The following is a 22,213-nucleotide window of genomic DNA, read 5'->3' as shown; positions in this document are numbered from 1 at the left end:
CGGCGCGCGAACCGCCGCGCGTCGGCCGGCCGACCCGCAGCAACCGGCGACAGGCGGCGACACGCTCACGGCGCTCACGGCGCTCGCTGACGGCGCTCACGGCGACCATCCAGCGGCCGGCCCAGGTGACCGCCCCCGGACCGGCTCGCCGCGAGCACCGGTCAGTACGGGTGGACGCCGACGGGAGCCGCCGGTGGCGGGCCGTACCCCTCCGCGATCCGCAGGTGGTAGGTCTCCCGGTCGATGACCTCGAGGCCGACGATCTCCCAGGGCGGCAGCTTGGCGCTCTGCCGGTGCTCGCCCCACAGCCGTAGGGCCACCGCGGCGGCGTCGTGCAGGTCGCGGGCCTCTTCCCAGTACCGGATCTCGGCGTGGTCGTTGGCGTATCTGCTGGTCAGCAGGAACGGGTGGTCGTGCGCGAGCTGCTCCAGGGCTCGCCTGACCTCCGTCAGTGGCGCCTCCTGGCCCGAGACGCTGAGGGTGATGTGCCAGAGCTTCGACACCTGGCGGTCCCGGGGCTGCCGGTCGGGCTCGCGGACGGCCTCCGCGTCGCCGGCGGCGGCGTCACCGTGCCCGGCGTCGGCGAAATCGGCCCCGGCCTCGACACTCGTCAGGGCGCGTTCGGTCGTCCCTCGGGGCAGTGCCCCCGGGCGCGCTCGTCTCACCGGCGGCCTCCTGTTGATGCGTTCTCGTGCTGTCACCCCGCTTACCCCCCGACACAAAGTTGACCAGTCCTGAGCGGAACGTGGGGCTGTTTTGGTGAAGGTCTCCGGCGGATGGCGGGACTTTCAGCCGTTCTGGGGCTGGAGGACGACCAGATCGTCCCTGTGTACGACTTCTCTCTCGTATGCCGGACCCAGCTCCTTCGCGAGCTCTCGGGTGGAACGTCCCAGGAGCTGCGGCATCTCCTTGGCGTCGAAGTTCACCAGCCCGCGGGCGACGGCCCGGCCCGCGGCGTCGCGGAGCTCGACGGGGTCGCCGGCCGCGAAGTCGCCCTCGAAGCCCGCGATACCGGCCGGGAGCAGCGACTTCTTGCCCTGCACCACGGCGCGTACGGCGCCCTCGTCGAGGAGCAGCGCACCCTGCGGGGTCGAGGCGTGGGCGAGCCACAGCAGCCGGTTCGCCGAGCGCCGGCCGGTGCGCCGGAAGTACGTGCCGGTGTCGCGGCCCGCGAGGGCGTCGGCGGCCCGGCTGGCGGAGGTCAGGACGACGGGGATGCCCGCGGCGGCGGCGATCCGGGCCGCCTCCACCTTGGTCACCATGCCGCCGGTGCCGACGCCCGCCTTGCCCGCGGAACCGATCTCCACGCCTTCCAGGTCCTCCGGTCCGCGCACCTCCTCGATCCGCGAGGTGCCGGGCTTCGACGGATCACCGTCGTACAACCCGTCCACGTCGGAGAGCAGGACCAGCAGGTCAGCGCGGACGAGGTGGGCGACGAGCGCGGCGAGGCGGTCGTTGTCGCCGAACCGGATCTCGTCCGTGGCAACGGTGTCGTTCTCGTTGACGATCGGCACGGCACCCATGGCGAGGAGCTGGTCCAGGGTGCGGTAGGCGTTGCGGTAGTGGGCGCGGCGGCTGGTGTCGTCGGTGGTGAGCAGCACCTGGCCGACGCGTACGCCGTAGCGGGCGAAGGAGGCGGTGTAGCGGGCGACGAGCAGGCCCTGTCCGACGCTGGCGGCGGCCTGCTGGCGGGCCAGGTCCTTGGGGCGGCGGGCGAGGCCGAGGGGTGCGAGGCCGGCGGCGATGGCGCCGGAGGAGACCAGGACGATCTCCTTCTCGCCGCCGTCCCCGCCGCCGCGGACCTTGGCGAGTACGTCGACGAGGGCGTCGACGCGGTCGGCGTCGAGGCCGCCGGACGCGGTGGTCAGGGACGAGGAGCCGACCTTGACGACGATCCTGCGGGCTTCCGTTACGTACTGCCTTGCCACTGCTGTCACATGGGGAAATCTATGCCAGGGGCGGTGGTCGGCGCGCGCGTGTTTCAGCGCGTGGACAGCGCGCTGGACACGCCGACGCCGCACCGGGCCCCTCTCCGCGCGGGCACCCGACCCGCCGGGGGTGGGCGCGCGGGCCCCTCTCCACGCGGGCGCGCGGGCGCTGCTGGGGCGCCCGGCGTGAGCCGTCGCGAAAGCGGCCGAATCCGATCCCCCCGGCGTACGCGTCACCCGCGCGCGTGCCCCGCGCAGCCGGACCCCTACGCCCGATGGCCGCCACCCGTCCGCTCGCCGCCCGCGCCCGGCCCTCACGCCGCTTCCCGGGCCGCCTCTCCGGGAGTCGCCGTGCGTGGCGTGCGGGCGGTGGCGCGCGGGCCGCGCAGGTGCAGGCGGCGCAGGGCGGTGCCCGCGAGGCGCCGGGTCCGGCGGTAGGCGCGGCGCAGGATGCGGCGAGCGGCCGCGCGGACGGCGGCGCGCGGGCCCCCGGCGCCGCGGAGCTCGTACGCGGCGTCGGGGATGCCCGCCACCGGGTCGCGGAAGTGCGGGTACGCCAGGTACGCGCGGCCCCAGCGGCGCACGCGCTCCGGAGGCGTGCCCGCCTTCAGATACGCGACCACCTCTCGCAGCGCCTCCGGCTTGTTCAGCGCCACGCAGGTCAGCCGCAGCCGGTCCTCGGGCTTGAGCCGGCGCGCGACGCCCGGTGTCCAGTACGCGGCCATCAGGGGCGCCGCCAGCTCCATCTTGTGGCGCAGCACCTCGGGCGACTGCTTGAGCAGCACCGGCCCGAACTGCGGCAGCAGCGTGACGATGAACGGCCGCAGCATCAGCAGGTCGCGCTTCCGGCCCTTCGGCACGAGCCGGGCGATCAGCTCCATCAGCGCCTTCGCCGAGTCGAAGCGCAGGGTGTAACTCCCGCTCTTCGTCACGTGCTTGCCGTCCTCGCGGCCCACCAGGTAGTAGCAGACGTAGTCGGCGACCACCGAGACGCCGTTGCCGCGCAGGTACGCCTCCAGCGTGAACAGCGCGTCCTCGCCCGTACGCAGCGACTCGTCGAAGCGCATGCCGTGGCGCATCAGCAGTTCCCGCCGGAAGAGCTTCTGGGCGCTGAGCGTGTACTTGACGTTGGAGGTGAAGATGTCGGCGCGTTCGACGGTACGGCCCCACATCGACTTGGCGGCGTTGCGGTTGACTCCGACGGTCTTGCCGAGCACCACGTCCGTGCCCGCCCTGTCGGCCATCGCGACGAGCCGCTCCAGGGCCTCGTCGCCGAGGTAGTCGTCGGCGTCGAGGAAGAAGACGTACCGGCCGCGGGCCAGTTTCAGCCCGGTGTTGCGCGGGCCGCTGGGGCCACCGGAGTTGGTCTGCCGCACGACCCTCGTCGGCACGGCCGACCGGGCGGCGAACTCCTCCAGGTACTCGCCGGTGCCGTCCGTCGAGCCATCGTCGACGGCGATGATCTCCATGCGCTCCGGGCCGATGGTCTGCGCCTCGGCCGAGTCCAGGCACTTCACCAGGTACGGCATGGCTTCGTAGGCCCCGATGATCACGCTGACATCGGGAGTGACGGAAGCGTCGGGAGTGGTCTCAGGCATCGGCACCCACTACGGCGGTAAGCGGTGAACGGTAAACGGACGACGGCCGTCCGTCAGTGCGTCATGGTGCCCCCGAGCCGTGTCGCGCATGTGTCGGCACGCACAACGGCCCGTAAGTCCCCTTCGTACGAGGGACTTACGGGCCGTTGTGTGTACGCCGACGTCTACGGCGGTGTACGGCGATGTACGTCCGCGCCGCGTCAGGTCGCGACGGGGGCGGCCGCCTCCTCCGTGGTCTCCTCCGCGCCCTTCTCGGCCACGGTGTCGGTCACCACGTCCGCTCCCGCCGTGGCCTCCGCGTCCAGCTCGCCGATCCGCTGGCCGCCCAGCCGCTGCGCCACACCGCGGTTGCGGGCCTCCGCCTTGGTGGCGAGGGCACGGACCGCCGCGTTGAACCGCTCCATGGAGGTCGGCTCGTCCGGGCCCAGCAGGTACCGCTTGAGCCGCCGCCGCTCCGCCGCGAGGAGGTCGGCGGCCGGGTCGGCCACGGCCGCCAGCAGCTCGTCCAGCTCGGCGGCGCTGTTGGAGAGGATCACCGCGGCGCGGACCGCGGTGTTCTGGCGCTTGAACTCGTCGACGCCGAGCTCGGCGGAGTCGGTCACGGCGTACGGCTTGCCGCTCGCGATGAAGTCCGACACGACACTGGAGATGTCGGAGACCATGCCGTCGGACTCGTTGAAGCAGTCGTACAGCTTCGGCTCGGGGCCGGTGACGACGCGGTGCTCCCACCAGCCGAAGGAGCGCCAGTACGCGTCGTTCCACTGCGCGCGCAGCCGCTTGATCTCGGCGAGGCGGTGCGGGTCGGCGAGCGAGACGCGCGACTCCTCGGCTTCGTCGCCGCCCTTGCGGCCGGGGCGGCAGAGCTCGGCGATCCGGGCCTCGATACGGGCGAGCTCGGCGCGCGCCGCGCTCTGCGACGCCTGCGCGGCGGCGATCTCCTTCGCCCAGCGCGGGTCGGCGGCGCGGGCGGCGTTGGCGGCGGCGACCATCTTCTGCAGCCGCTCGTCGACGGCCTTGGCCTTCTTGTTGACCAGGCCGGTGAAGGGGTGCGGCTTGTAGATCACGCGGACCGGGCTCGGCGCGTTCAGCAGCCGCTTCATGATGTTCTCGCCGGCCAGCAGCAGCGAGGTGTTGCCCGGGTTGTTGTCCCAGCCCTCCCAGGTGGGGGCGTACAGGATGGTCGGGATCGGGTTCTTCGGCGTGCCCGTCCAGGTCGTGATCGGCGCGAGCTGCGGGCGGCCGACCTCGACGATGTCCTCGTCGCGGACGCCGACGTCGGCGAGCGCGTACCGGTCGCGGCCCGCCTGGCCGGCGGTCCAGACCTCGTCGTACACCTTGGAGAAGGGGTTGACGCTGGCGAGCTTGTCGCTGTCGCCGTGCCCGATGAAGACGTGCTTCATCGTCGGGACGCGCAGCATGTGGATGTTCTTGCCGACGTTGGCCGCGTAGAGCGTGACGCGGATCGAGGAGAAGTCCATCGCCATCAGGTGCTGCCCGCCGGGCACGCACAGGACCGGCACGGACGTCGGGTTGAGCTTCTTGACCAGGTTGCGCTCGCGCATGATGACGATCGGCCGGCCGTCGGCCTGCTCCATCGTCTCCAGCCACATGTTGACCTGGTACGCGGAGTCGTCGGAGCCCGAGAAGTACAGCGCGACGGTCGGCTGGTACTCGCCGAGCCAGGTGCCGACGGCCTTGAGGACCGCGCCCGCGGCCGGCACGCGGCGGCCCCGGCGCAGGTACGGGACGAGGACGAGGGTGTAGAGCAGGCCCAGCGCGAGGGTGGCGGCGACACCGGCGTACGCGACGGTGTTCGCGCCGGTGGCGGCGGCGATGATGACGCCCGCGACGGCCGGGATGTCGAGGTGCAGCATCTTCTCGGCGGACCGATTCAGCAGCGCGCGCGGCGGGGCGTCCGGGATGCGCACGGCGTGCAGGTCGATGTTGCGGGTGACGACCGGCATGGTGCGCCGCAGCCGGATGAGGGTGGCGAGGGCGCCCTGCGGGGCCTGGAGGCCGTAGAAGAGCAGGAAGCAGGCGACGGCGGCGTAGAAGACCGGCTGCTCGGCGAGGTTCTCGCGGGCGAGCAGCAGGATCAGCAGCAGCTGGCGCAGCAGGAAGCGGATCGGCAGGCCGGCTCTGACCTTGCTCAGCCGGTTGATCAAGTAGCTCTTCTTCTGGTGCAGATACCAGTCCGCGACATAGGTCACGGCACCGGCGGCCGCGAAGAACCAGAGGTTCGGGATGAGCGCGGCGAGCATGACGCACGGATAGCCCAGTCCCATCAGGACTGCCGCGGCCAGCTCCGACGCGCTGCCCACGCGTACCAGGCGAATGGCGGTCGAAATCACGAAGAACCTGCTCCAGAGGGGGGTGCCGGTTTATTCATTGCGATGCGGGGGGGTTCAGGAGCCACGGGCCCGTGAACCGGTGGTTCATGAACTCGAGGCCCGTGAACCCGGGGGTTCACGAACTCGGGCCCCTGTATTCGCGGTGAGGCGACACAGAGGCCCGAATTGCACATCAAGCGATCCAGATCATGAGATTCTGCGATCCGCCGAGTATTACACATCTCCCTGACGGTCCAGAACGGACGCCAGTGCCTGCTCGAAGCCCGACGCCTCGCTCGCACCGGCGGTCGGGTCCTGCTGTCGTACGTCGATGACGTGGCCGGTGAGCTCGGACAACAGCACGTCCAGCGAGGTCCGGGCCACGGCCTCGGAGGACAGCAGCGAGCCGGCCGGCTCCTGGCCGAACGCCTTCGTACGCATGGGGGTCGCGGTGCGCTCGGGGTTGACGCAATTCACCCGGATTCCATCGCCGGCCCATTCGTCGGCGAGGGCCTGGGTGAGATTCACCATGGCGGCCTTGGTCGAGGAGTAAAGGCTGTACTCGGCGCGGCCGCGGGTGTAGCTGGAGGAGGTGTAGAGCAGCAGCTGCCCCTTGGTCTCGACCAGGTATTTGTACGACGCGCGGGCGATGTGCACGGGCGCGAGGTAATTGACGTTGAGCGCTTCCTGAATGGTGGCGCTGTCGGTCTCGGCGAGCTTGCCGATGCGCAGCACGCCCGCGGTGTTGATCACGTAGTCGATGCGGCCGCTCTCCGCGTACGCCTTGGCCAGCGCGGCGTCGACGTGGTCGGGGTTCTCCACGTGGGTGCCGGTGGTGGAGCGGCCCAGCGCGTAGACCGTGGCGCCGTAGCGCTCGGCGAGAGCGGCGATGTCGGCGCCGATGCCGTACGAGCCGCCGAAGACGACGACGGTCTTGCCGGAGAGCTGCTCGCGGTAGGCGGCCTCGTCGGCCTGGCGGGGCGCGGCGGTGGAGGCCAGCTGGAAGAGCTTGTCGGCGATGAAGACGTCGACCGGCTGGGTCACCTTCATGTTGTACTCGTCGCCCGGCACGACGTGGATCGGCACGTCGGGCAGGTACTTCAGCACGACGGAGCAGTCGTCGGTGGCCTGGAAGTTGGGGTCGCCGGCGGCGACCTCGTACGCCTTGCGGATCGTGGAGAGCTTGAACGCCTGCGGGGTCTGGCCGCGGCGCAGCCGGGAGCGGTCCGGGACGTCGGTGATGAACTCGCCGTCCTCGCCGTGGGTGCGGGTCACGATGATCGTGTCCGCGGACGGGATGGCGACGTCGACGGCCTGGTAGCGGTCGAGGGCCTCGACACAGTCCTTGATCACACGCTGTGACAGAAGCGGACGGACGGCGTCATGGAAGAGGACGTTGCGGTCCTCGCCCTCCGCGAGCCCCTCGCCGAGGGCGCGGATGGCGCGCTCAGTCGTCTCGTTGCGGGTGGCGCCGCCCTCCAGGACGCGGGTGACCTTGGTCAGCCCGGCCTTGGCGATGATCTTCTCGACGTCGGGCACGAAACCAGGCGCCATCAGCACGATCACGTCGTCGACGGACTCGGCCTGCTCGAAGATCGTCAGCGTGTGCTCGATGACCGCCTTGCCCGCGATCTTCAGCAGCTGCTTGGGAATCGCGAGGCCCACCCGCTGGCCGGTACCACCGGCCAGGACGACTGCTGTGGTGCGGGTCTTGGCTTCATGCGGCGCTGACACAGAACGACCTACCTTGCGACGACGGGGGGACGGGCTGATGGTCGCACTCTCCGTGACCGTCCCGCAAGGCGGACAGCAGGCCCCCGGCACCGGGTGGACACCCCGTGTTCACCGCGTGGCCTGGGGAGTTGTTCCGGTATCCGGAAGGGCGTTCGGTGACCGACGCCACACGGGGGACGGCGGAGTGTGATGACGGTGTGCGGAGCCGGTTACTTGACCGGCACATCGGCGACATTGACCAGCAGGTCGTTGGTGTCGGCGTACGCCGGGCGGACCCGCACGTACTGCTGCGGGAGGCCCCGCAGCCTGCGGGCCACGATGCGCAGCAGGGCGTAGGGGCGCTTCTTGCGCAGCCGCGTGCCGGGGTAGCCGAAGACGGGGCCCTTGTCGACGATGTCGTCGAGGACGCGGGCGAGGCGGACGGGCTCGGCACCGGGCGCGTACCGCACGAGCAGGTCCCACCACTGGTTGGCCGCGGTCTGGTGGGCGGCGGGGCCGGCGGCCGGGAAGGTGAAGCGGAACCGTCCGTCGCCCTGCCAGGTGCCGGGGTACGTGAGGTCGACGGAGCCGCGGCCGCGGCGGCGCACGATCAGGGTGGGGGCGTCCGGTGCCGGCGCGGCGCCGATCAGTTCACCGGAAACGGTGATCTCCCCCCGCGAGACCTGGACATCGGCGGCCTCGGCGTGGACGGGGCGCACCCAGGAGCGGAGCAGGAGCTGCTTCTTGGGCTTGCTGGGGTACGGGACGAGGGTGCGTACGCCGTCGGTGACGCGGTCCCGGGCGCGCATCGCGCCGCGCTGGTCTATGGAGCGGGTGGTGATGCGGACGCGGCGCCCGGAGCCGGGCAGTTCCACCGACCCCTCCCAGATGCCCTCGTGGAACACGGCGTCCGCCGGGATGGTGGCGCGGCCCTCGGAGTCGAAGGGGAAGCGGTGGTCGTCGGTGCGGTCGTCGGTGCGTACGCAGGCGAGGTGGAGTCCGTCGCGGTGCGGGCCGGCGAGCGTGACGGTCACGGCGCCGTCGGGCTCGACCACGCAGTCGGCGACGGGGGCGTAGCCGCCGGCCTCGGCGCGCTGGGCGGCGGCGGTGCGCAGCTCCCCGAAGAGCCGCTCGTACTGCTCGGCGACCTGGGCGGGGTGGAAGCGGCGGGCGTTGCGCAGGGCGGCGGCGCCCATCTTGCGGCGCAGTTCCTCGTCGTCGATGAGGCTCAGCAGCGCGGTGGCGACCGCGTCGGCGTCGCCCACGGGTACGAGGATGCCGTCCTCGCCGTCCTTGAGGATCTCGCGCGGGCCGTAGTCGCAGTCGGTGGAGACCACCGGCAGGCCGCAGCGCATCGCCTCGACGAGCGTCATGCCGAACGACTCGTGGCGCGAGGTCGACGCGGCGATGGCGCCCTTCGCCCACTCCGGCTCGATGGGCGAGTGCGGGCCCATGAGGCGGACGCTGTTGTACAGGCCGAGCTCCTCGATGCGGGCGAGGAGCTTGTCCCGCTCGGTGCCCCAGCCGTAGATGCGCAGGTCCCAGTCGGGACGGGCCTTGACGACCTTGGCGAAGGCGTCGATCAGGACGTGGTACTGCTTCTCCGGGGAGAGCCGCCCGGCGGCGACCACCGTCTTCCCGGAGACGTCCGACGGCGCGACGGGCGGCTCCGGCACGCTGTTGGGGATGGCCAGCACGCGCGTGGCGGGCAGCGGCATCCGCTCGCGCCACACCCGGGCGTCGCCCTCGGAGACGGTGACGTACGCGTCGAGCGCGTCGAGGTGCGCGTACATCTCCTTGCGCAGGGCCGTCTTGTGGTGATGGTGCGTCATGTGCTCCTGGCCGATGAGCACGGCGCCGGAGGGCGCGAACTGCGCGACGTACGCGGAGAGTCCGGGGCGGGTGCCGATGACGACGTCCGCGTCGGAGCCCGCGGTGGCGTAGTGCGCCCGGACGCGCTCGTCGGTGAGCTTGCCGTACTCCTTGTAGCGCGCTTCGTTCCGGGGGAAGAACTCGGCGGGCTGGAGCAGGAGCGGGTGCTCCTTCTCGTTGGTGGGCGAGGAGGGGCGGGTGTCGACGAGCGGGACGACGGTGATGCGGGGGTCGATGTCGAAGAGCGGGATGTCGCGGTGCCGGAAGACCGACACGATCTCCACCTCGTGGCGGTCGGCGAGCTCTTCCGCGAGGTTGAGCGTGGTGCGGATGGTGCCGCCGATGCCGTAGATGGTGTGGATGAGGAAGGAGATCTTCATCAACGCTCCGTTCGATGTGCCGGGGGCGGTTCTGCTCGGCCCCTCGTAGCTAGACGGCTGTTCGACGGCTGAGGTTGTGCGCGAACGGAGGCAATCCGTCCGAGCCGGCTCGCAGGGTGCCGATCCCGGGGGCCGGTGTGGCGCAGAGCCCCGGGCGCGTGGCCCCGGCCGACGGGGTGCCGCGCACCGCGAAGGCACGGCCGCGTGGCCCCGGCCCGCGCGGCGCCGGGCACCGCGAAGGCACGGCCGCGTGGCCCCGGCCCGCGTGGCGCCGGGTGTCGCGGAGCCCGCGAGGGCTCCCGGCGGACCGGACAGCCCGCGAGAGGTCCCGGCGGACCGGACTAGAAGGGCTCGAAGCCCTCGAACTCGCGGAGCGCCTCGTCGCGCTCGGCGTCGCGGTCCTTGCGGCGCTGGGCCGCGGGGCGCGGGGCCTCGAAGCGGTGGTCCTCGCCGCGGCGGCCGAGCATCTCGGCGCCCGCCATCATCGTGGGCTCCCAGTCGAAGACGACCGCGTCGTCCTCGGGGCCGATCGCCACGCCGTCGCCGGCGCGGGCACCCGCCTTCATCAGCGCCTCCTCGACACCGAGGCGGTTGAGGCGGTCGGCGAGGTAGCCGACGGCCTCGTCGTTGGTGAAGTCCGTCTGGCGCACCCAGCGCTCCGGCTTCTCGCCGCGCACCCGGAAGAGGCCGTCCTCCTCGCGCGTGACGCTGAAGCCGGTGTCGTCGACCGCCTTCGGGCGGATGACGATCCGGGTCGCCTCCTCCTTGGGCTTGGCCGCGCGCGCCTTCGAGACGATCTCGGCGAGCGCGAAGGAGAGCTCCTTCAGACCCGTGCGGGCCACGGCCGAGACCTCGAAGACGCGATAGCCGCGCTCCTCCAGCTCCGGGCGGATCATGTCGGCGAGGTCCTGGCCGTCCGGGATGTCGATCTTGTTGAGGACGACGATGCGCGGGCGGTCGTCGAGGCCGCCGTACTGCTTCAGCTCCTCCTCGATGACGTCGAGGTCGGAGACCGGGTCGCGGTCGGACTCCAGGGTCGCCGTGTCCAGGACGTGGACGAGGACCGAGCAGCGCTCGACGTGGCGCAGGAACTCGAGGCCGAGGCCCCGGCCCTGGCTGGCGCCCGGGATGAGGCCCGGCACGTCGGCGATCGTGTAGACGGTGGAGCCGGCGGTGACCACGCCCAGGTTCGGCACGAGGGTGGTGAACGGGTAGTCAGCGATCTTGGGCTTCGCGGCGGAGAGCACCGAGATCAGCGAGGACTTGCCGGCGCTGGGGTAACCCACCAGGGCCACGTCCGCGACGGTCTTGAGCTCCAGGACGATGTCGCCGGACCGGCCGGGCTCGCCGAGCAGCGCGAAGCCGGGCGCCTTGCGGCGCGCGGAGGCCAGCGCGGCGTTGCCGAGGCCGCCGCGGCCGCCCTCGGCGGCGACGTACGAGGTGCCGTGGCCGACCAGGTCGGCGAGGACCTCGCCGTTCTTGTCCAGCACGACGGTGCCGTCCGGCACGGGCAGGATCAGGTCCTGGCCGTCCTTGCCGGAGCGGTTGCCGCCCTCGCCGGGCTTGCCGTTGGTGGCCTTGCGGTGCGGGGAGTGGTGGTAGTCCAGCAGGGTGGTGATCGACTGGTCGACGACCAGGATCACATCGCCGCCACGGCCGCCGTTGCCCCCGTCGGGGCCGCCGAGCGGCTTGAACTTCTCCCGGTGAACGGAGGCACAGCCGTGGCCTCCGTTACCCGCGGCGACATGCAGCTCGACGCGGTCCACGAAGGTGGTCATGTCCTATGCCTCCAGTTACGTAGGAATTGTCTTCGGTGCAACAAGCGAAAGGCGGACCCGCTTCCCGATACGGGAAGTGAGGTCCGCCTCTCGTAAGTGGCTTAGGCAGCCGGAACGATGTTCACGACCTTGCGGCCGCGGTGCGTACCGAACTGAACCGCACCGGCCTGCAGCGCGAACAGCGTGTCGTCGCCACCACGGCCGACACCCGTGCCCGGGTGGAAGTGGGTGCCACGCTGGCGGACCAGGATCTCACCGGCGTTGACGACCTGACCGCCGAAGCGCTTCACGCCGAGCCGCTGAGCGTTGGAGTCGCGACCGTTCCGGGTGGACGATGCGCCCTTCTTGTGTGCCATGTCTCCTCAGTCCCTTACTTCGCGGCCGTCGGGATCGCCGTGACCTTGATCGCCGTGTACTGCTGGCGGTGGCCCTGACGACGGCGGTAGCCGGTCTTGTTCTTGTAGCGCAGGATGTCGATCTTGGCGCCCTTGTGGTGGTCCACGACCTCGGCCGTGACCTTGATGCCGGCCAGCACCCACGGGTCGCTGGTCACGGAGTCGCCGTCGACAACGAGCAGGGTCGAGAGCTCGACCGTGTCGCCAACCTTGGCAGTGGAAATCTTGTCAACCTCAACGATGTCGCCGACAGCAACCTTGTGCTGGCGACCACCGCTGCGCACGATGGCGTACACGGTTCTCTCCTTGCTCGTGAACGGGAACTCCTGATGCCAGCCGCTCGCACGGACCGGCGAGGTCCGTGACTATCCGGGTGGATGAGCGGCCTCTCCGACCGGGGCCGATGGCCCGCCGGAGGAAGGTGCTCAGGAGCTGGCGCGCATGGAAACACGCCGACGGTCAAGGTTACGGGGCGCGGGTGGAGGGGTCAAACCGGGCCGGTGGACGGTATGGCCGTCCCCCTTGGGCGTCATTACCGGCCCGGACCGGCGACCGGCCGACCGGTTGCGTTTTCTCTCCCACGTATGCTCACTCCGCGAAGAGGCACTGGGAAAGGCGTCAGAGTGAACTACAGGGTCCAGCCCACCGCGCAGGTCGACGAGACCGCTGAGATCGGGGCCGGCAGCAGCGTCTGGGAGCTCGCCCAGATCCGGGAGAACGCGCGGCTCGGCGAGGCCTGCGTGGTCGGGCGCGGCGCGTACATCGGCACCGGCGTCCGCATCGGCGACAACGTCAAGATCCAGAACTACGCCCTGGTGTACGAGCCCGCCGAGCTCGCCGACGGCGTCTTCGTCGGGCCGGCGGTCGTGCTCACCAACGACCACAACCCCCGGTCGGTGGACCCCGAGGGCCGGCAGAAGCGGGGCAGCGACTGGGAGGCCGTCGGGGTGAAGGTCGCCGAGGGCGCCTCGCTCGGCGCGCGGTCGGTGTGCGTCGCCCCGGTCCGCATCGGACGGTGGGCGATGGTCGCGGCAGGCGCCGTGGTCACCAAGGACGTGCCCGACTTCGCCCTGGTCGTCGGTGTCCCGGCCCGTCGGATCGGCTGGGTCGGCCGGGAGGGCGTCCGGCTGGTCGAGCGGGACGGGGAGCCCGGGGTCTGGGCCTGCCCGAAGACCGGCGCGCTGTACGAGGAGAAGGACGGGGTCCTGTCGGAGCGCGGGGACCTCTCCGCCTGAGGCTGAGCCGAGGGCCGGCCGCCCGGAGTGACCAGCCACACAGGCGACCGCGGCTCCGCCACAGAACCGGACACGCACATCAAGCGTCCGATAGCATGGACGCATTTTGCCTTGAGGGAAGGGTTCCACCACTGTCATGCCGCTCGGATCAAGCGGACGCCGGCCACGCGTTCTGTATCTCGCGTATTTCTTTCCGCCCAGCCGTGCAAGTGGTGTCTTCAGAGGCCGCGCCACTGCGAACCACTTCGCCGAAGCCGGCTGGGACGTAACCGTCTGCACGGCCCCCCGCGAGTTCTTCGAGACGTACCTGCAGAACGCCTGCGACCCCTCCCTCGAGGACACCGTCGACCCGCGCGTCCGGGTGGTCCGGCCCCCCATGGCGTACTACGCGTGGGAGAAGGACGTCCGGCAGTTCGGCCGCCTGCGCCGCAACTTCCCGACCCTCGCCGCGAGCTTCTACAAGCTCTTCCAGACCAAGGTCCTTCCCGAGCACTACCTCTCCTGGATCCCGGGCGTCCTCACCCACGCCGTGAAGGCGCACTTCAAGGAGAAGTTCGACCTCATCATCGCCACCGGGAACCCGTTCGCCTCCTTCATCGCGGCGCACATGCTCAGCAAGCTGCTGAAGATCCCGTACGCGGTGGACTACCGCGACGCGTGGACCTTCAACCAGTTCACCGAGCAGCTGAAGTTCAAGGAGGACAGCAAGGCCTTCGAGTGGGAGGCGAAGGTCCTCCGTGACGCCTCCGAGGCCGTCTTCGTCAACGACGGCATGCGGCAGTGGCACATCGAGCGCTACCCGTACGCCGCCGAGCGCATGACCGTGGTGCCCAACGGCTGGGAGCCGGAGCTGCTCGGCGACTCCGAGTTCGTCCCGCCCGCCCCGGACCGCCCGCTGCGCTTCGGCTACCTGGGCACCGTCACCTCGTACCTTCCCCTCGACGAGCTCTTCGACGGCTGGCGCATCGCACGCAGCCACCCGCTGCTCCGGGACGCCGAGCTGAACATCCACGGCCACCTGGGCTTCTTCCCCGCCGACGTGGCGACGCTGACGAAGCGGCTGCCGCTGGAGGAGAACATCGGGGTGCGCTACCACGGCGCCTTCGGCAAGACCGAGGCCAAGGCCGTGTACGCGCAGACCGACGCGCTGGTCTTCTGCGTGCCGGGCGCGCGGTACGTCACCTCGGGCAAGGTCTTCGAGTACATGGCCTCCGGCAAGCCGATCGTCTCGGTGCACAAGCCCGACATCGCCGCCACCGAGGTCCTCGACGGCTACCCGCTCTGGTTCGCCGGCGGTGAGCTCACCGCGGAGCAGGTCGCGAAGTCGTTCATCGCCGCCGCCGAGGCCGCCCGCGCGGTCGACCGCACGCAGCACGAGCTCGCCGTCGAGCACGCCCACAAGTACACCCGTGCGGCGACGCTCGGCCCCTGGGAACAGCGGATGCGCAAGCTGGTGGAGGAGCACCGATGAGCACCCACGTCCTCTATCTCGCGCTCGGGGAGTCCCGGGTCCGCGGCACCCGCGTCCACGTCGAGAACCTGGCCGCCGCCGGACGCGAGGTCGTCCTGGTGGTCTCCGCTCACGCGGCGTGGGACGACCTGCCGGAGATCCCCGGCGTACGGGTCCTGCGGGCCGGGCTCAACAAGAAGGGCTCCGCCTGGCGGTCCGCCCGCAAGCTGGTCCTCGCCAAGGACGGGCCGCTGAAGGGCGCCGACCTCCTCGTCGCGGGTGACGCGCAGGCGCTCCCGGTCGCCTGGACGGCCCTGCGCCGCCGCCCGGGCCTGGAGTTCCGGCTGGAGCCGTACGAGAGCACGGAGCGGGTCACCGAGCCGGCCGACCTCGCGGTGGTCACGCCCTGGTACCCCTCCCCCAACAACCCGTTCGCCGGGTCGTTCGTGCAGGCCGCCAACGAGGCCGTCGGGCACCACTACGACCGGATCTCGATCCTGCACACGGAGGACTGGCCCGGCAGCGCCGATCCGCTCCTCCAGGACGCGATCAAGGCCACCGCCGAGCGGTTCCTGGAGCGGCGCGAGCTGATCCCGGTGCTGGACACGCCCGAGGGCGTCGTCACGCGCGTGCCGGTGCCCATCAGCGTCCGCCGCAATTACGCCGTCTGGGTCGCCCGCCAGGAGGAGGCCCTGCGCAAGGCCCTGCCCACCGGCCGGATCGAGGCGCCCGTGATCCACGCGCACACCGGCATCTACGGCGGTGTCCTGGCCATGCACCTGGCCCGGCCCGACGCGCGCATCGTCGTCACCGAGCACTCCTCCTTCCTGGAGAAGATCTTCCGGCAGCCGGCCGGGCGCAAGCTGTACGACGAGGTGCTGCACCGCGCCGACGAGTTCCTCTGCGTGAGCAAGCACCTGCGCGACCAGATCGTGAGCGAGTTCCCGCACCACGACGGCAAGATCCGCATCGTGCCGAACGTGATCGACTTCGAGCGGTTCACCGCTGAGGCGAAGCCTTCCGAGAAGCTGCTCAAGTGGCTGTACGTCGGCCGGCTGCTCCCCGCGAAGGGTGTCGTCCCGCTGCTGGAGGCCTTCGCGCTCGTCGCCGAGAAGGAGCCCGAGGCCACGCTGACCATGGTCGGCGCGGGCTCCCTGCGCGAGCAGCTGCTGGAGCGGGCGGAGGAGCTCGGGCTGGGCGACCGCTTCACGATCCTGCCGCCCGTGCAGCCCGAGGAGGTCAACGGCCTCATGCACCAGTACGACCTCCTGGTGCACGCCAGCCGCGCCGAGACCTTCGGCATGACCGTCGTCGAGGCCAACGCCGCGGGCCTGCCCGTGCTCGTCACCCGCAGCCGCGGCCCCGAGGAGACCCTCGCCGGCATAGAGGAACTGGCCGGCGGGCTCATGGACGTCAGCGACGACCCCCAGGTCATCGTCGACGCCTACTGGGAGCTGCGCGAGCGCTTCGACCAGCTCGACCTGGACAAGGCCCGGGAGGTGCTGGTCTCCCGGTACAGCCGCGCGGTCGTCGGCCGCCGGCTCATCGAGGTGTACGAGGACCGGGCCCCGGCCATCGAGCCGGACCCGGAGCCCGAGGACGCGGTCGACGCCGAGGTCGCCGCGGCCGTAGCGGCGGTCGAGGCGCGGGCCGCGCAGGCGGAGGACGGCGCGGCCGGCCCCGCGGCGGCTCCCGGCCGGGCCCTCCTCCTCGCCTACACCCCCGCCCGGCCCCGCCGCGTCGCCGACTACGCGAACTACCTGGCCGCCCGGGGCGTCGAGGTCCACCTGGTCACGGCCAGGGAGGGCGCCTGGACGCGTACGCAGCTCGACGAGCGCGTGCAGGTCCACAACATCGAGAAGGCCGAGCAACGGCTGCTCATCCCGCGCGGTGAGCGTTTCGTCGTCTACCGCGCCCCGCGCGCGGTGCTGCGGCGCGTGGACCGGCTGGCCGGCCGGCAGCGCGACAAGGTGGCGCCCGAGCTCGCCGTGAAGGCGACCTGGCGCGCCCACAGCAAGCTGGCGGGCAGCTTCCACAAGAAGGTGTTCCACCGCGGCTACCGGGTGGTGCGCCCGCGCATCTACGCGAAGATCGCCGAGCGGGAGATCCTGCCCCAGCTGCGGCTGGACCCGACGGACTTCGTGGTCGCCTGCGACACCAACGCGGCCCCGACGGCGTGGCGGATCGCGCAGGCCCATCCGGAGCTGCGCGTCACCAACGAGATGGACCGTGCCAGGTTCGAGCACCTGCCGGTGGTGGACACCACCGCGTCCTGATCCGCACCGCGTACGCACGACGGCCGGTTCCCCCGTGGGGAACCGGCCGTCGTGCGTACGCGCACCTCCGAGGGTGGACGGAGAAACGGCGAGGCCCCGCCGCGGTACGCGACAGGGCCTCGCCGGTGGAGTACGTCGGAGAGCGTCAGCCGCCGATGACGACGCGGCGCACGCCCTTCCAGGCGGCCGGGTCGGTGGTGCGGCGGCCGTCGACCAGCACGGTGACGTCCGGCAGGTCCGCCGGGGTCAGGGTGCGGTACTCGGCGTGGTCGGCCTGGAGGATCGCGGCGGTGACCTTCTCGCCCCGGTGGGCGGTCAGGCCGTGCGCCTCGAGCTCCTCGGCGGTGTACATCGGGTCGGAGACGAACGGCACCGCGCCGCGCGCCTTGAGGGCCTCGACGGTCGGGAAGACGCCGGAGAAGGCGGTCTCCTTCACGCCACCGCGGTACGCGGCACCCAGCACGAGCACGTTGACGCCGGTCAGGTCGCCGTACGCGGCGGCCAGCAGGTCGACGGCGTACTCGGGCATCGCGGCGTTGGCCTCGCGGGCCGAGCGCACGACGGTCGCCTCCGGGTCGTTCCACAGGTACATCCGCGGGTAGATCGGGATGCAGTGGCCGCCGACGGCGATGCCCGGCTGGTGGATGTGGCTGTACGGCTGCGAGTTGCAGGCCTCGATGACCTTCTTGACGTCGATGCCGTTCTGGTCGGCGAAGCGGGCGAACTGGTTCGCCAGGCCGATGTTGACGTCGCGGTACGTCGTCTCCGCCAGCTTGGCGAGCTCGGACGCCTCGGCGGTGCCCAGGTCCCACACGCCGTTGGCCTGCGGCAGGTCCTTGCGCTCGTCGAAGTCGAGGACCTGCTCGTAGAACTCCACGCCGCGCCGGGTGGAGGCCTCGTCGATGCCGCCGACGAGCTTGGGGTAGCGGCGCAGGTCGGCGAAGACGCGGCCGGTGAGGACGCGCTCCGGGGAGAAGACCAGGTGGAAGTCCTCGCCGGCCTTCAGGCCGGAGCCCTCCTCCAGCATCGGCGCCCAGCGGGTGCGGGTGGTGCCGACCGGCAGGGTGGTCTCGTAGGAGACGAGGGTGCCGGGCTTGAGGCCCTTGGCGATCGCCTTCGTCGCGGAGTCCATCCAGCCGAAGTCCGGGGTGCCCTCGGCGTCCACGAACAGCGGGACGACGACCACGACGGCGTCGGACTGGGCGACGGCGGCGGTGGTGTCGGTGGTCGCGGACAGCAGCCCGGCGCCGACGGTCTCCTTGAGGAGGCGGTCCAGGTCGTGCTCGCCGGGGAAGGGCTCGGTGCCGGCGTTGACCAGCTCGACGACCTTCTCGTTGACGTCCGCGCCGATGACCTTGTGGCCCTTGGCGGCGAACTGCACGGCGAGCGGCAGGCCGATCTTGCCGAGCGCGACTACACAGATATTCATCGGGTCAGTTTCCTCTTCACACGGGACATCGTTTGGCGCAGTCGCTTGCCCACGCCGGGCGAGGGCTCCCAGAGCGGAGCCGTGGTGATCACCAGCCGCCCCTTGGGGTTGGCGTTGGCGGAGACACGGTACGGGACCCGCTCGCGCCAGCGCCGGGCCAGCGGCAGCGGCTGGCCGCGGACCGGTACCGGGATCTCGTACACGGAGCCCGCCACGTCCACGTAGACGCGGATGCCGAGCTTGGCCCGGTGGGCTTCCAGGGGGAGCCGGACGCGCAGCACCGTGCCGGTGCCGTCGGCCGTCTCCTCGCGGGTCTGCTCGCCGGGCGGGGCGGGCGGCAGGTCGGTGCCGGCGGGCAGCCGGCGGCCGCCGGGCTTGTCGGCGCTCTTGGGCATGGCCTTGGCGGCCGCCCGTACGGTGGCCGAGCCGGTCTCGCCGGTGACGGGGATCCGCACCGCGAGCCGGACGGCCATCTGGTCGGCGTCCTGCTCCCAGTCGGCGGCCAGCAGCGCCGTACCCTCCGCCAGCTGCCGGGGTACGGCTTCCGCGATGACCTCGAAGAGCCGGTCGGGCAGCCCGAGGCGGGCGTCCCGGAAGCCGGGGTAGCGGGCGAAGGCGCGGCCGTTCTCCAGCAGGAACGGCGGGGCGCCGTGCTCGGTCTCGTCCGCGATGGCGCGCACCAGCTCGTCGACGGCGCCGCGCTGGGCGAGCCCGATGCGTACGCGCCGCTTCACGTCGAGCTTGTCGCGGATGGCGTCGGTGAAGTAGAGGTCCGCGAGCCGGGCGATGCCCGCGCACACCTCGGTCTGCGTCTCCCGGTCCAGGGTGGGGAAGTCCTCCTGGATGAGCTTGGCGAGCTCCCAGGTGAAGTGGCGCTGGAAGACGGCGTCCCGCTTCGGACCGGCCTCGATCAGCTCCGCCGCGCGCCGCATGATCTCGCTGACGCAGTGAAGGCGGGCGAGGTGGTTGGCGCGGTAGGTGATGTTGGAGGCGTCGCCGCGCTTGACCGCGTAGTAGCAGGTGTAGTCGGCGACGACGGAGATCTTGGCGGCCCGGACGCACGCCTCGATGGTGAACGGCTGGTCGGAGCCGACCGGCATGTCCTCGGGGAAGCGCAGCTTGTACTTCTCCACCAGTTCGCGCCGGAACAGCTTGGTGTTGGCCAGCGTGAACGGCAGCGCCGAGTCGTACAGGCTCACGTCCGGGTCGCTCTGCTTGAAGAGCGCCTGGTGGACGTAGCGGCCGTTGGTGCCGACCATCTTGCCGACCACGATGTCCGAGCCGTGCTTGTCGGCACAGGCGACCATCCGCTCCAGCGCTTCCTCGCCGAGGTAGTCGTCGGAGCCGATGAAGTACACGAACCGGCCGGTGGCCACCTCCAGCGCCCGGTTGCTGGGCGCGGCGGGGCCGCCGGAGTTCTCCTGATGGATCACCTTGACAGTGCCCGGGTACTTTTCCGCGAAGCGGTCCAGTTCCCGGCCGCTGTCGTCGGTCGAGCCGTCGTCGACGGCCACGACCTCGAGCCGGTCCAGGCCGATGCTCTGCCCGACGAGCGAGTTCAGACACTCGGTCAGGTACGGCATCGTGTTGTAGACGGCTACCACGACGGTGACATCGGGCGTGGTCAACTCGCTGAGTCCTCCGGGGAGAGCCGCACGGTGACACCGCTGTTGGCGGACTCGAGGACCGCGGCGGCCACCTCCACCGTACGGAGCCCCTGGCGCAGCGTGCAGATGTCCTCCGACTCGCCGAGCACGGCGTCGCGGAAGAGCTCGTGCTCGACCAGGAGCGGCTCGCGCTTCGGGATGGCGTAGCGGATCATGTCGCCCTCGGCGACACCGCGGAACGCGCGCAGCGCCTCCCACTCGGTCGCCACGGCGGCGTTCGAGTAGAAGGTGAGGTCGGCGGTGAGGGTGTCGGCGATGAAGCAGCCGCGCTCACCGGTGACGGAGGTGAAGCGCTCCTTCAGCGGGCTCAGCCAGTTCACCAGGTGGTTGACCATCGTGCCGTCGGACAGCTGGCCGACGGCGGAGACCATGTCCTCGTGCGGGCGGCCGGACTTGGACACCGTGTGGGCGGCGATGGAGGTGTACTCCTGGCCCGTCACCCAGCCGGTCAGGTCGATGTCGTGCGTCGCGAGGTCCTTGACCACGCCGACGTCCGCGATGCGGTGCGGGAAGGGGCCCTGGCGGCGGGTGACGACCTGGTAGACGTCGCCCAGCTCACCGGCCTCCAGGCGGGTGCGCAGGGAGCGCAGCGCCGGGTTGCAGCGCTCGATGTGGCCGACGCCGGCCACCAGGCCGCGCGACTCGAACGCCTCGACGAGGCGGCGGGCGCCCTCGACGGTGTCCGCGACGGGCTTCTCGACCAGGGCGTGCACGCCGGCCTCGGCGAGCTTCAGGCCGACTTCCTCGTGCAGCGCGGTCGGGCAGGCGACGACGGCGTAGTCGATGCCCAGCGAGATCAGTTCCTCGACGGTGGACAGGACGGGCGCGCCCTGGGCCCAGCCGTTCTTGTCGCCCATCGGGTCGACGACTCCGACGAGGGTCACGCCGTCGAGCCCGGCCAGTACGCGGGCGTGGTGGCGTCCCATCGAGCCGAGGCCGATGAGGCCGGCCCGCAGTCCAGCAGCAGTCACAGGTTCTCTCCCAGCGCGTTCACGGCGGTGACGATGCGCTCCAGGTCGTTCTGGGTCAGCGAGGGGTGCACGGGCAGCGAGACGACCTCGGCCGCGGCCTTCTCCGTCTCGGGCAGGTCCCAGGTGCGGCCCGCCTTCTGGTCCGGCTCCCAGTACGGCTTCAGCCGGTGGATCGGGGTGGGGTAGTACACGGCGTTGCCGACGCCGGCCTCGGTGAGCTTCGCCATCGCGGCGTCGCGGGCGCCCTCACCGCCGGTCACGCGGATCGTGTACTGGTGGTAGATGTGGCGCGCGCCCTCGGCGACGACCGGCGTGACGACGTTCGCGGCGGTGATGTGCTCCGAGAGGTACGCGGCGTTGGCGATGCGCTGCTCGGTCCAGCCGTTGAGCTTGCCGAGCTGCACGCGGCCGATGGCGGCGTTCACGTCGGTCATGCGCATGTTGGCGCCGACGATCTCGTTCGCGTACCGCTGCTCCATGCCCTGGTTGCGCAGCAGGCGCAGGGTGCGGGCGATCTCGGCGTCCGCGGTGGAGACCATGCCGCCCTCGAGGGAGTGCATGTTCTTCGTCGGGTAGAAGCTGAAGGTGCCGCCGGTGCCGAAGGCGCCGACCGGGGTGCCGTTCAGGGCCGCGGCGTGCGCCTGGCAGGCGTCCTCGACGACCGCGAGCTTGTGCTTGTCGGCGATGGCCATGATCTTGTCCATGGCGGCCGGGTTGCCGTAGATGTGCACCGGCATGATCGCGGCGGTACGCGGGGTGATGGCGGCCTCGACGGCGGCGGGGTCCAGGTTGAAGCTGTCCCGCTCGATGTCCGCGAAGACGACGTCGGCGCCGACCAGGCGGACCGCGTTCGCCGAGGCGGCGAAGGAGAAGGACGGGACGATCACCTCGTCGCCCGGGCCGATGTTCATGGCCATCAGCAGAAGGTGCAGCGCCGAGGTGCCGGAGTTGACGGCGACGCAGTGCCGGCCCTCGACCAGCTCCGAGAACTCCTCCTCGAAGGCCGCTACCTCGGGGCCCTGCACGACACGGCCGGTGCGCAGTACGCGTACGGCGGCTTCGATCTCTTCTTCACCGATGACCGGGCGGGCAGCGGGGATGGGCTGCTCGTTGATGCTCGGCATGGACGTCCTCCTATGAACACCGCAAGAGCTCTTTTGGCAGAGGTCTGGGGGTGAGCGGACGTCTCGC

Annotated in this window: 16 protein-coding genes; 3 read left to right on the top strand and 13 right to left on the bottom strand. The window is 71.2% G+C overall.

The features are described 5' to 3' along the window. Nucleotides 1–161: 161 nt before the first annotated feature. The 9 genes from AC07FJ_RS01100 to rplU all read right to left on the bottom strand — a co-directional run bounded on the left by AC07FJ_RS01100 (nt 162) and on the right by rplU (nt 12,290). The gene (locus tag AC07FJ_RS01100; RefSeq protein ID WP_479043975.1) at nt 162–665 is read right to left on the bottom strand and encodes a hypothetical protein; all 504 of its coding nucleotides are present in this window, start codon (nt 663–665) and stop codon (nt 162–164) included. Between the two features lie 123 nt (nt 666–788). Further along, nucleotides 789–1,937 carry a glutamate 5-kinase gene (gene proB / locus AC07FJ_RS01095; RefSeq protein WP_468291053.1) on the bottom strand — a complete coding sequence of 383 codons (1,149 nt, stop codon included), beginning with the start codon at nt 1,935–1,937 and terminating at the stop codon, nt 789–791. A gap of 305 nt (nt 1,938–2,242) precedes the next feature. Continuing rightward, entirely contained in the window at nt 2,243–3,526 is a 1,284-nt protein-coding gene (locus tag AC07FJ_RS01090) for a glycosyltransferase family 2 protein (protein WP_479043973.1), read from the bottom strand. A 200-nt stretch (nt 3,527–3,726) separates the two neighbouring features. Next, nucleotides 3,727–5,877 (bottom strand): hypothetical protein, encoded by a 2,151-nt coding sequence (locus AC07FJ_RS01085; protein ID WP_479043971.1) that lies wholly within the window; start codon nt 5,875–5,877, stop codon nt 3,727–3,729. 213 nt (nt 5,878–6,090) lie between these two features. Continuing rightward, a complete protein-coding gene (locus AC07FJ_RS01080) occupies nt 6,091–7,590 on the bottom strand; it encodes an SDR family NAD(P)-dependent oxidoreductase (protein WP_468291044.1) in 1,500 nt (499 codons plus the stop codon). A gap of 209 nt (nt 7,591–7,799) precedes the next feature. Continuing rightward, nucleotides 7,800–9,821, bottom strand: coding sequence for a glycosyltransferase family 4 protein (locus AC07FJ_RS01075; RefSeq protein WP_479043969.1), 2,022 nt, complete (start codon nt 9,819–9,821; stop codon nt 7,800–7,802). A gap of 341 nt (nt 9,822–10,162) precedes the next feature. Beyond that, nucleotides 10,163–11,599, bottom strand: a complete 1,437-nt coding sequence (gene obgE, locus AC07FJ_RS01070) for a GTPase ObgE (protein WP_479043967.1) — start codon at nt 11,597–11,599, stop codon at nt 10,163–10,165. A gap of 101 nt (nt 11,600–11,700) precedes the next feature. Then, a complete protein-coding gene (gene rpmA / locus AC07FJ_RS01065; protein WP_093613107.1) occupies nt 11,701–11,955 on the bottom strand; it encodes a 50S ribosomal protein L27 in 255 nt (84 codons plus the stop codon). 14 nt (nt 11,956–11,969) lie between these two features. Next, a complete protein-coding gene (rplU, locus tag AC07FJ_RS01060) occupies nt 11,970–12,290 on the bottom strand; it encodes a 50S ribosomal protein L21 (protein ID WP_479043965.1) in 321 nt (106 codons plus the stop codon). Between the two features lie 327 nt (nt 12,291–12,617). Between rplU and AC07FJ_RS01055 the strand changes: the two genes are divergently transcribed. The 3 genes from AC07FJ_RS01055 to AC07FJ_RS01045 all read left to right on the top strand — a co-directional run bounded on the left by AC07FJ_RS01055 (nt 12,618) and on the right by AC07FJ_RS01045 (nt 16,955). Beyond that, nucleotides 12,618–13,229, top strand: a complete 612-nt coding sequence (locus tag AC07FJ_RS01055; RefSeq protein WP_479043962.1) for an acyltransferase — start codon at nt 12,618–12,620, stop codon at nt 13,227–13,229. Nucleotides 13,230–13,365: 136 nt separating this feature from the next. Then, nucleotides 13,366–14,700, top strand: a complete 1,335-nt coding sequence (locus tag AC07FJ_RS01050; RefSeq protein ID WP_361413540.1) for a glycosyltransferase — start codon at nt 13,366–13,368, stop codon at nt 14,698–14,700. Then, entirely contained in the window at nt 14,697–16,955 is a 2,259-nt protein-coding gene (locus AC07FJ_RS01045) for a glycosyltransferase family 4 protein (RefSeq protein ID WP_479043960.1), read from the top strand. The genes AC07FJ_RS01050 and AC07FJ_RS01045 overlap by 4 nt, the downstream gene beginning before the upstream one ends. A gap of 145 nt (nt 16,956–17,100) precedes the next feature. Here the strand turns inward: AC07FJ_RS01045 and AC07FJ_RS01040 are convergent, their stop codons facing one another. Genes AC07FJ_RS01040 through AC07FJ_RS01025 form a run of 4 tightly spaced genes read right to left on the bottom strand, consistent with a single transcriptional unit; the run spans nt 17,101 to nt 22,146 of the window. Continuing rightward, on the bottom strand, nt 17,101–18,384 hold the full coding sequence (locus AC07FJ_RS01040; protein ID WP_479043958.1) for a nucleotide sugar dehydrogenase: 1,284 nt from the start codon (nt 18,382–18,384) through the stop codon (nt 17,101–17,103). Beyond that, on the bottom strand, nt 18,381–20,012 hold the full coding sequence (locus tag AC07FJ_RS01035) for a glycosyltransferase family 2 protein (protein ID WP_479043955.1): 1,632 nt from the start codon (nt 20,010–20,012) through the stop codon (nt 18,381–18,383). The genes AC07FJ_RS01040 and AC07FJ_RS01035 overlap by 4 nt, the downstream gene beginning before the upstream one ends. Continuing rightward, the gene (locus AC07FJ_RS01030; protein WP_479043952.1) at nt 20,009–21,022 is read right to left on the bottom strand and encodes a Gfo/Idh/MocA family protein; all 1,014 of its coding nucleotides are present in this window, start codon (nt 21,020–21,022) and stop codon (nt 20,009–20,011) included. The genes AC07FJ_RS01035 and AC07FJ_RS01030 overlap by 4 nt, the downstream gene beginning before the upstream one ends. Then, nucleotides 21,019–22,146, bottom strand: coding sequence for a DegT/DnrJ/EryC1/StrS family aminotransferase (locus tag AC07FJ_RS01025; protein WP_479043950.1), 1,128 nt, complete (start codon nt 22,144–22,146; stop codon nt 21,019–21,021). Before AC07FJ_RS01025 ends, AC07FJ_RS01030 begins: the two co-directional genes overlap by 4 nt. Between the last annotated feature and the right edge of the window lie 67 nt (nt 22,147–22,213).

The organism is Streptomyces sp. NPDC045998, assembly GCF_056430285.1.
This window is presented reverse-complemented; position numbering and strand designations above follow the sequence as displayed.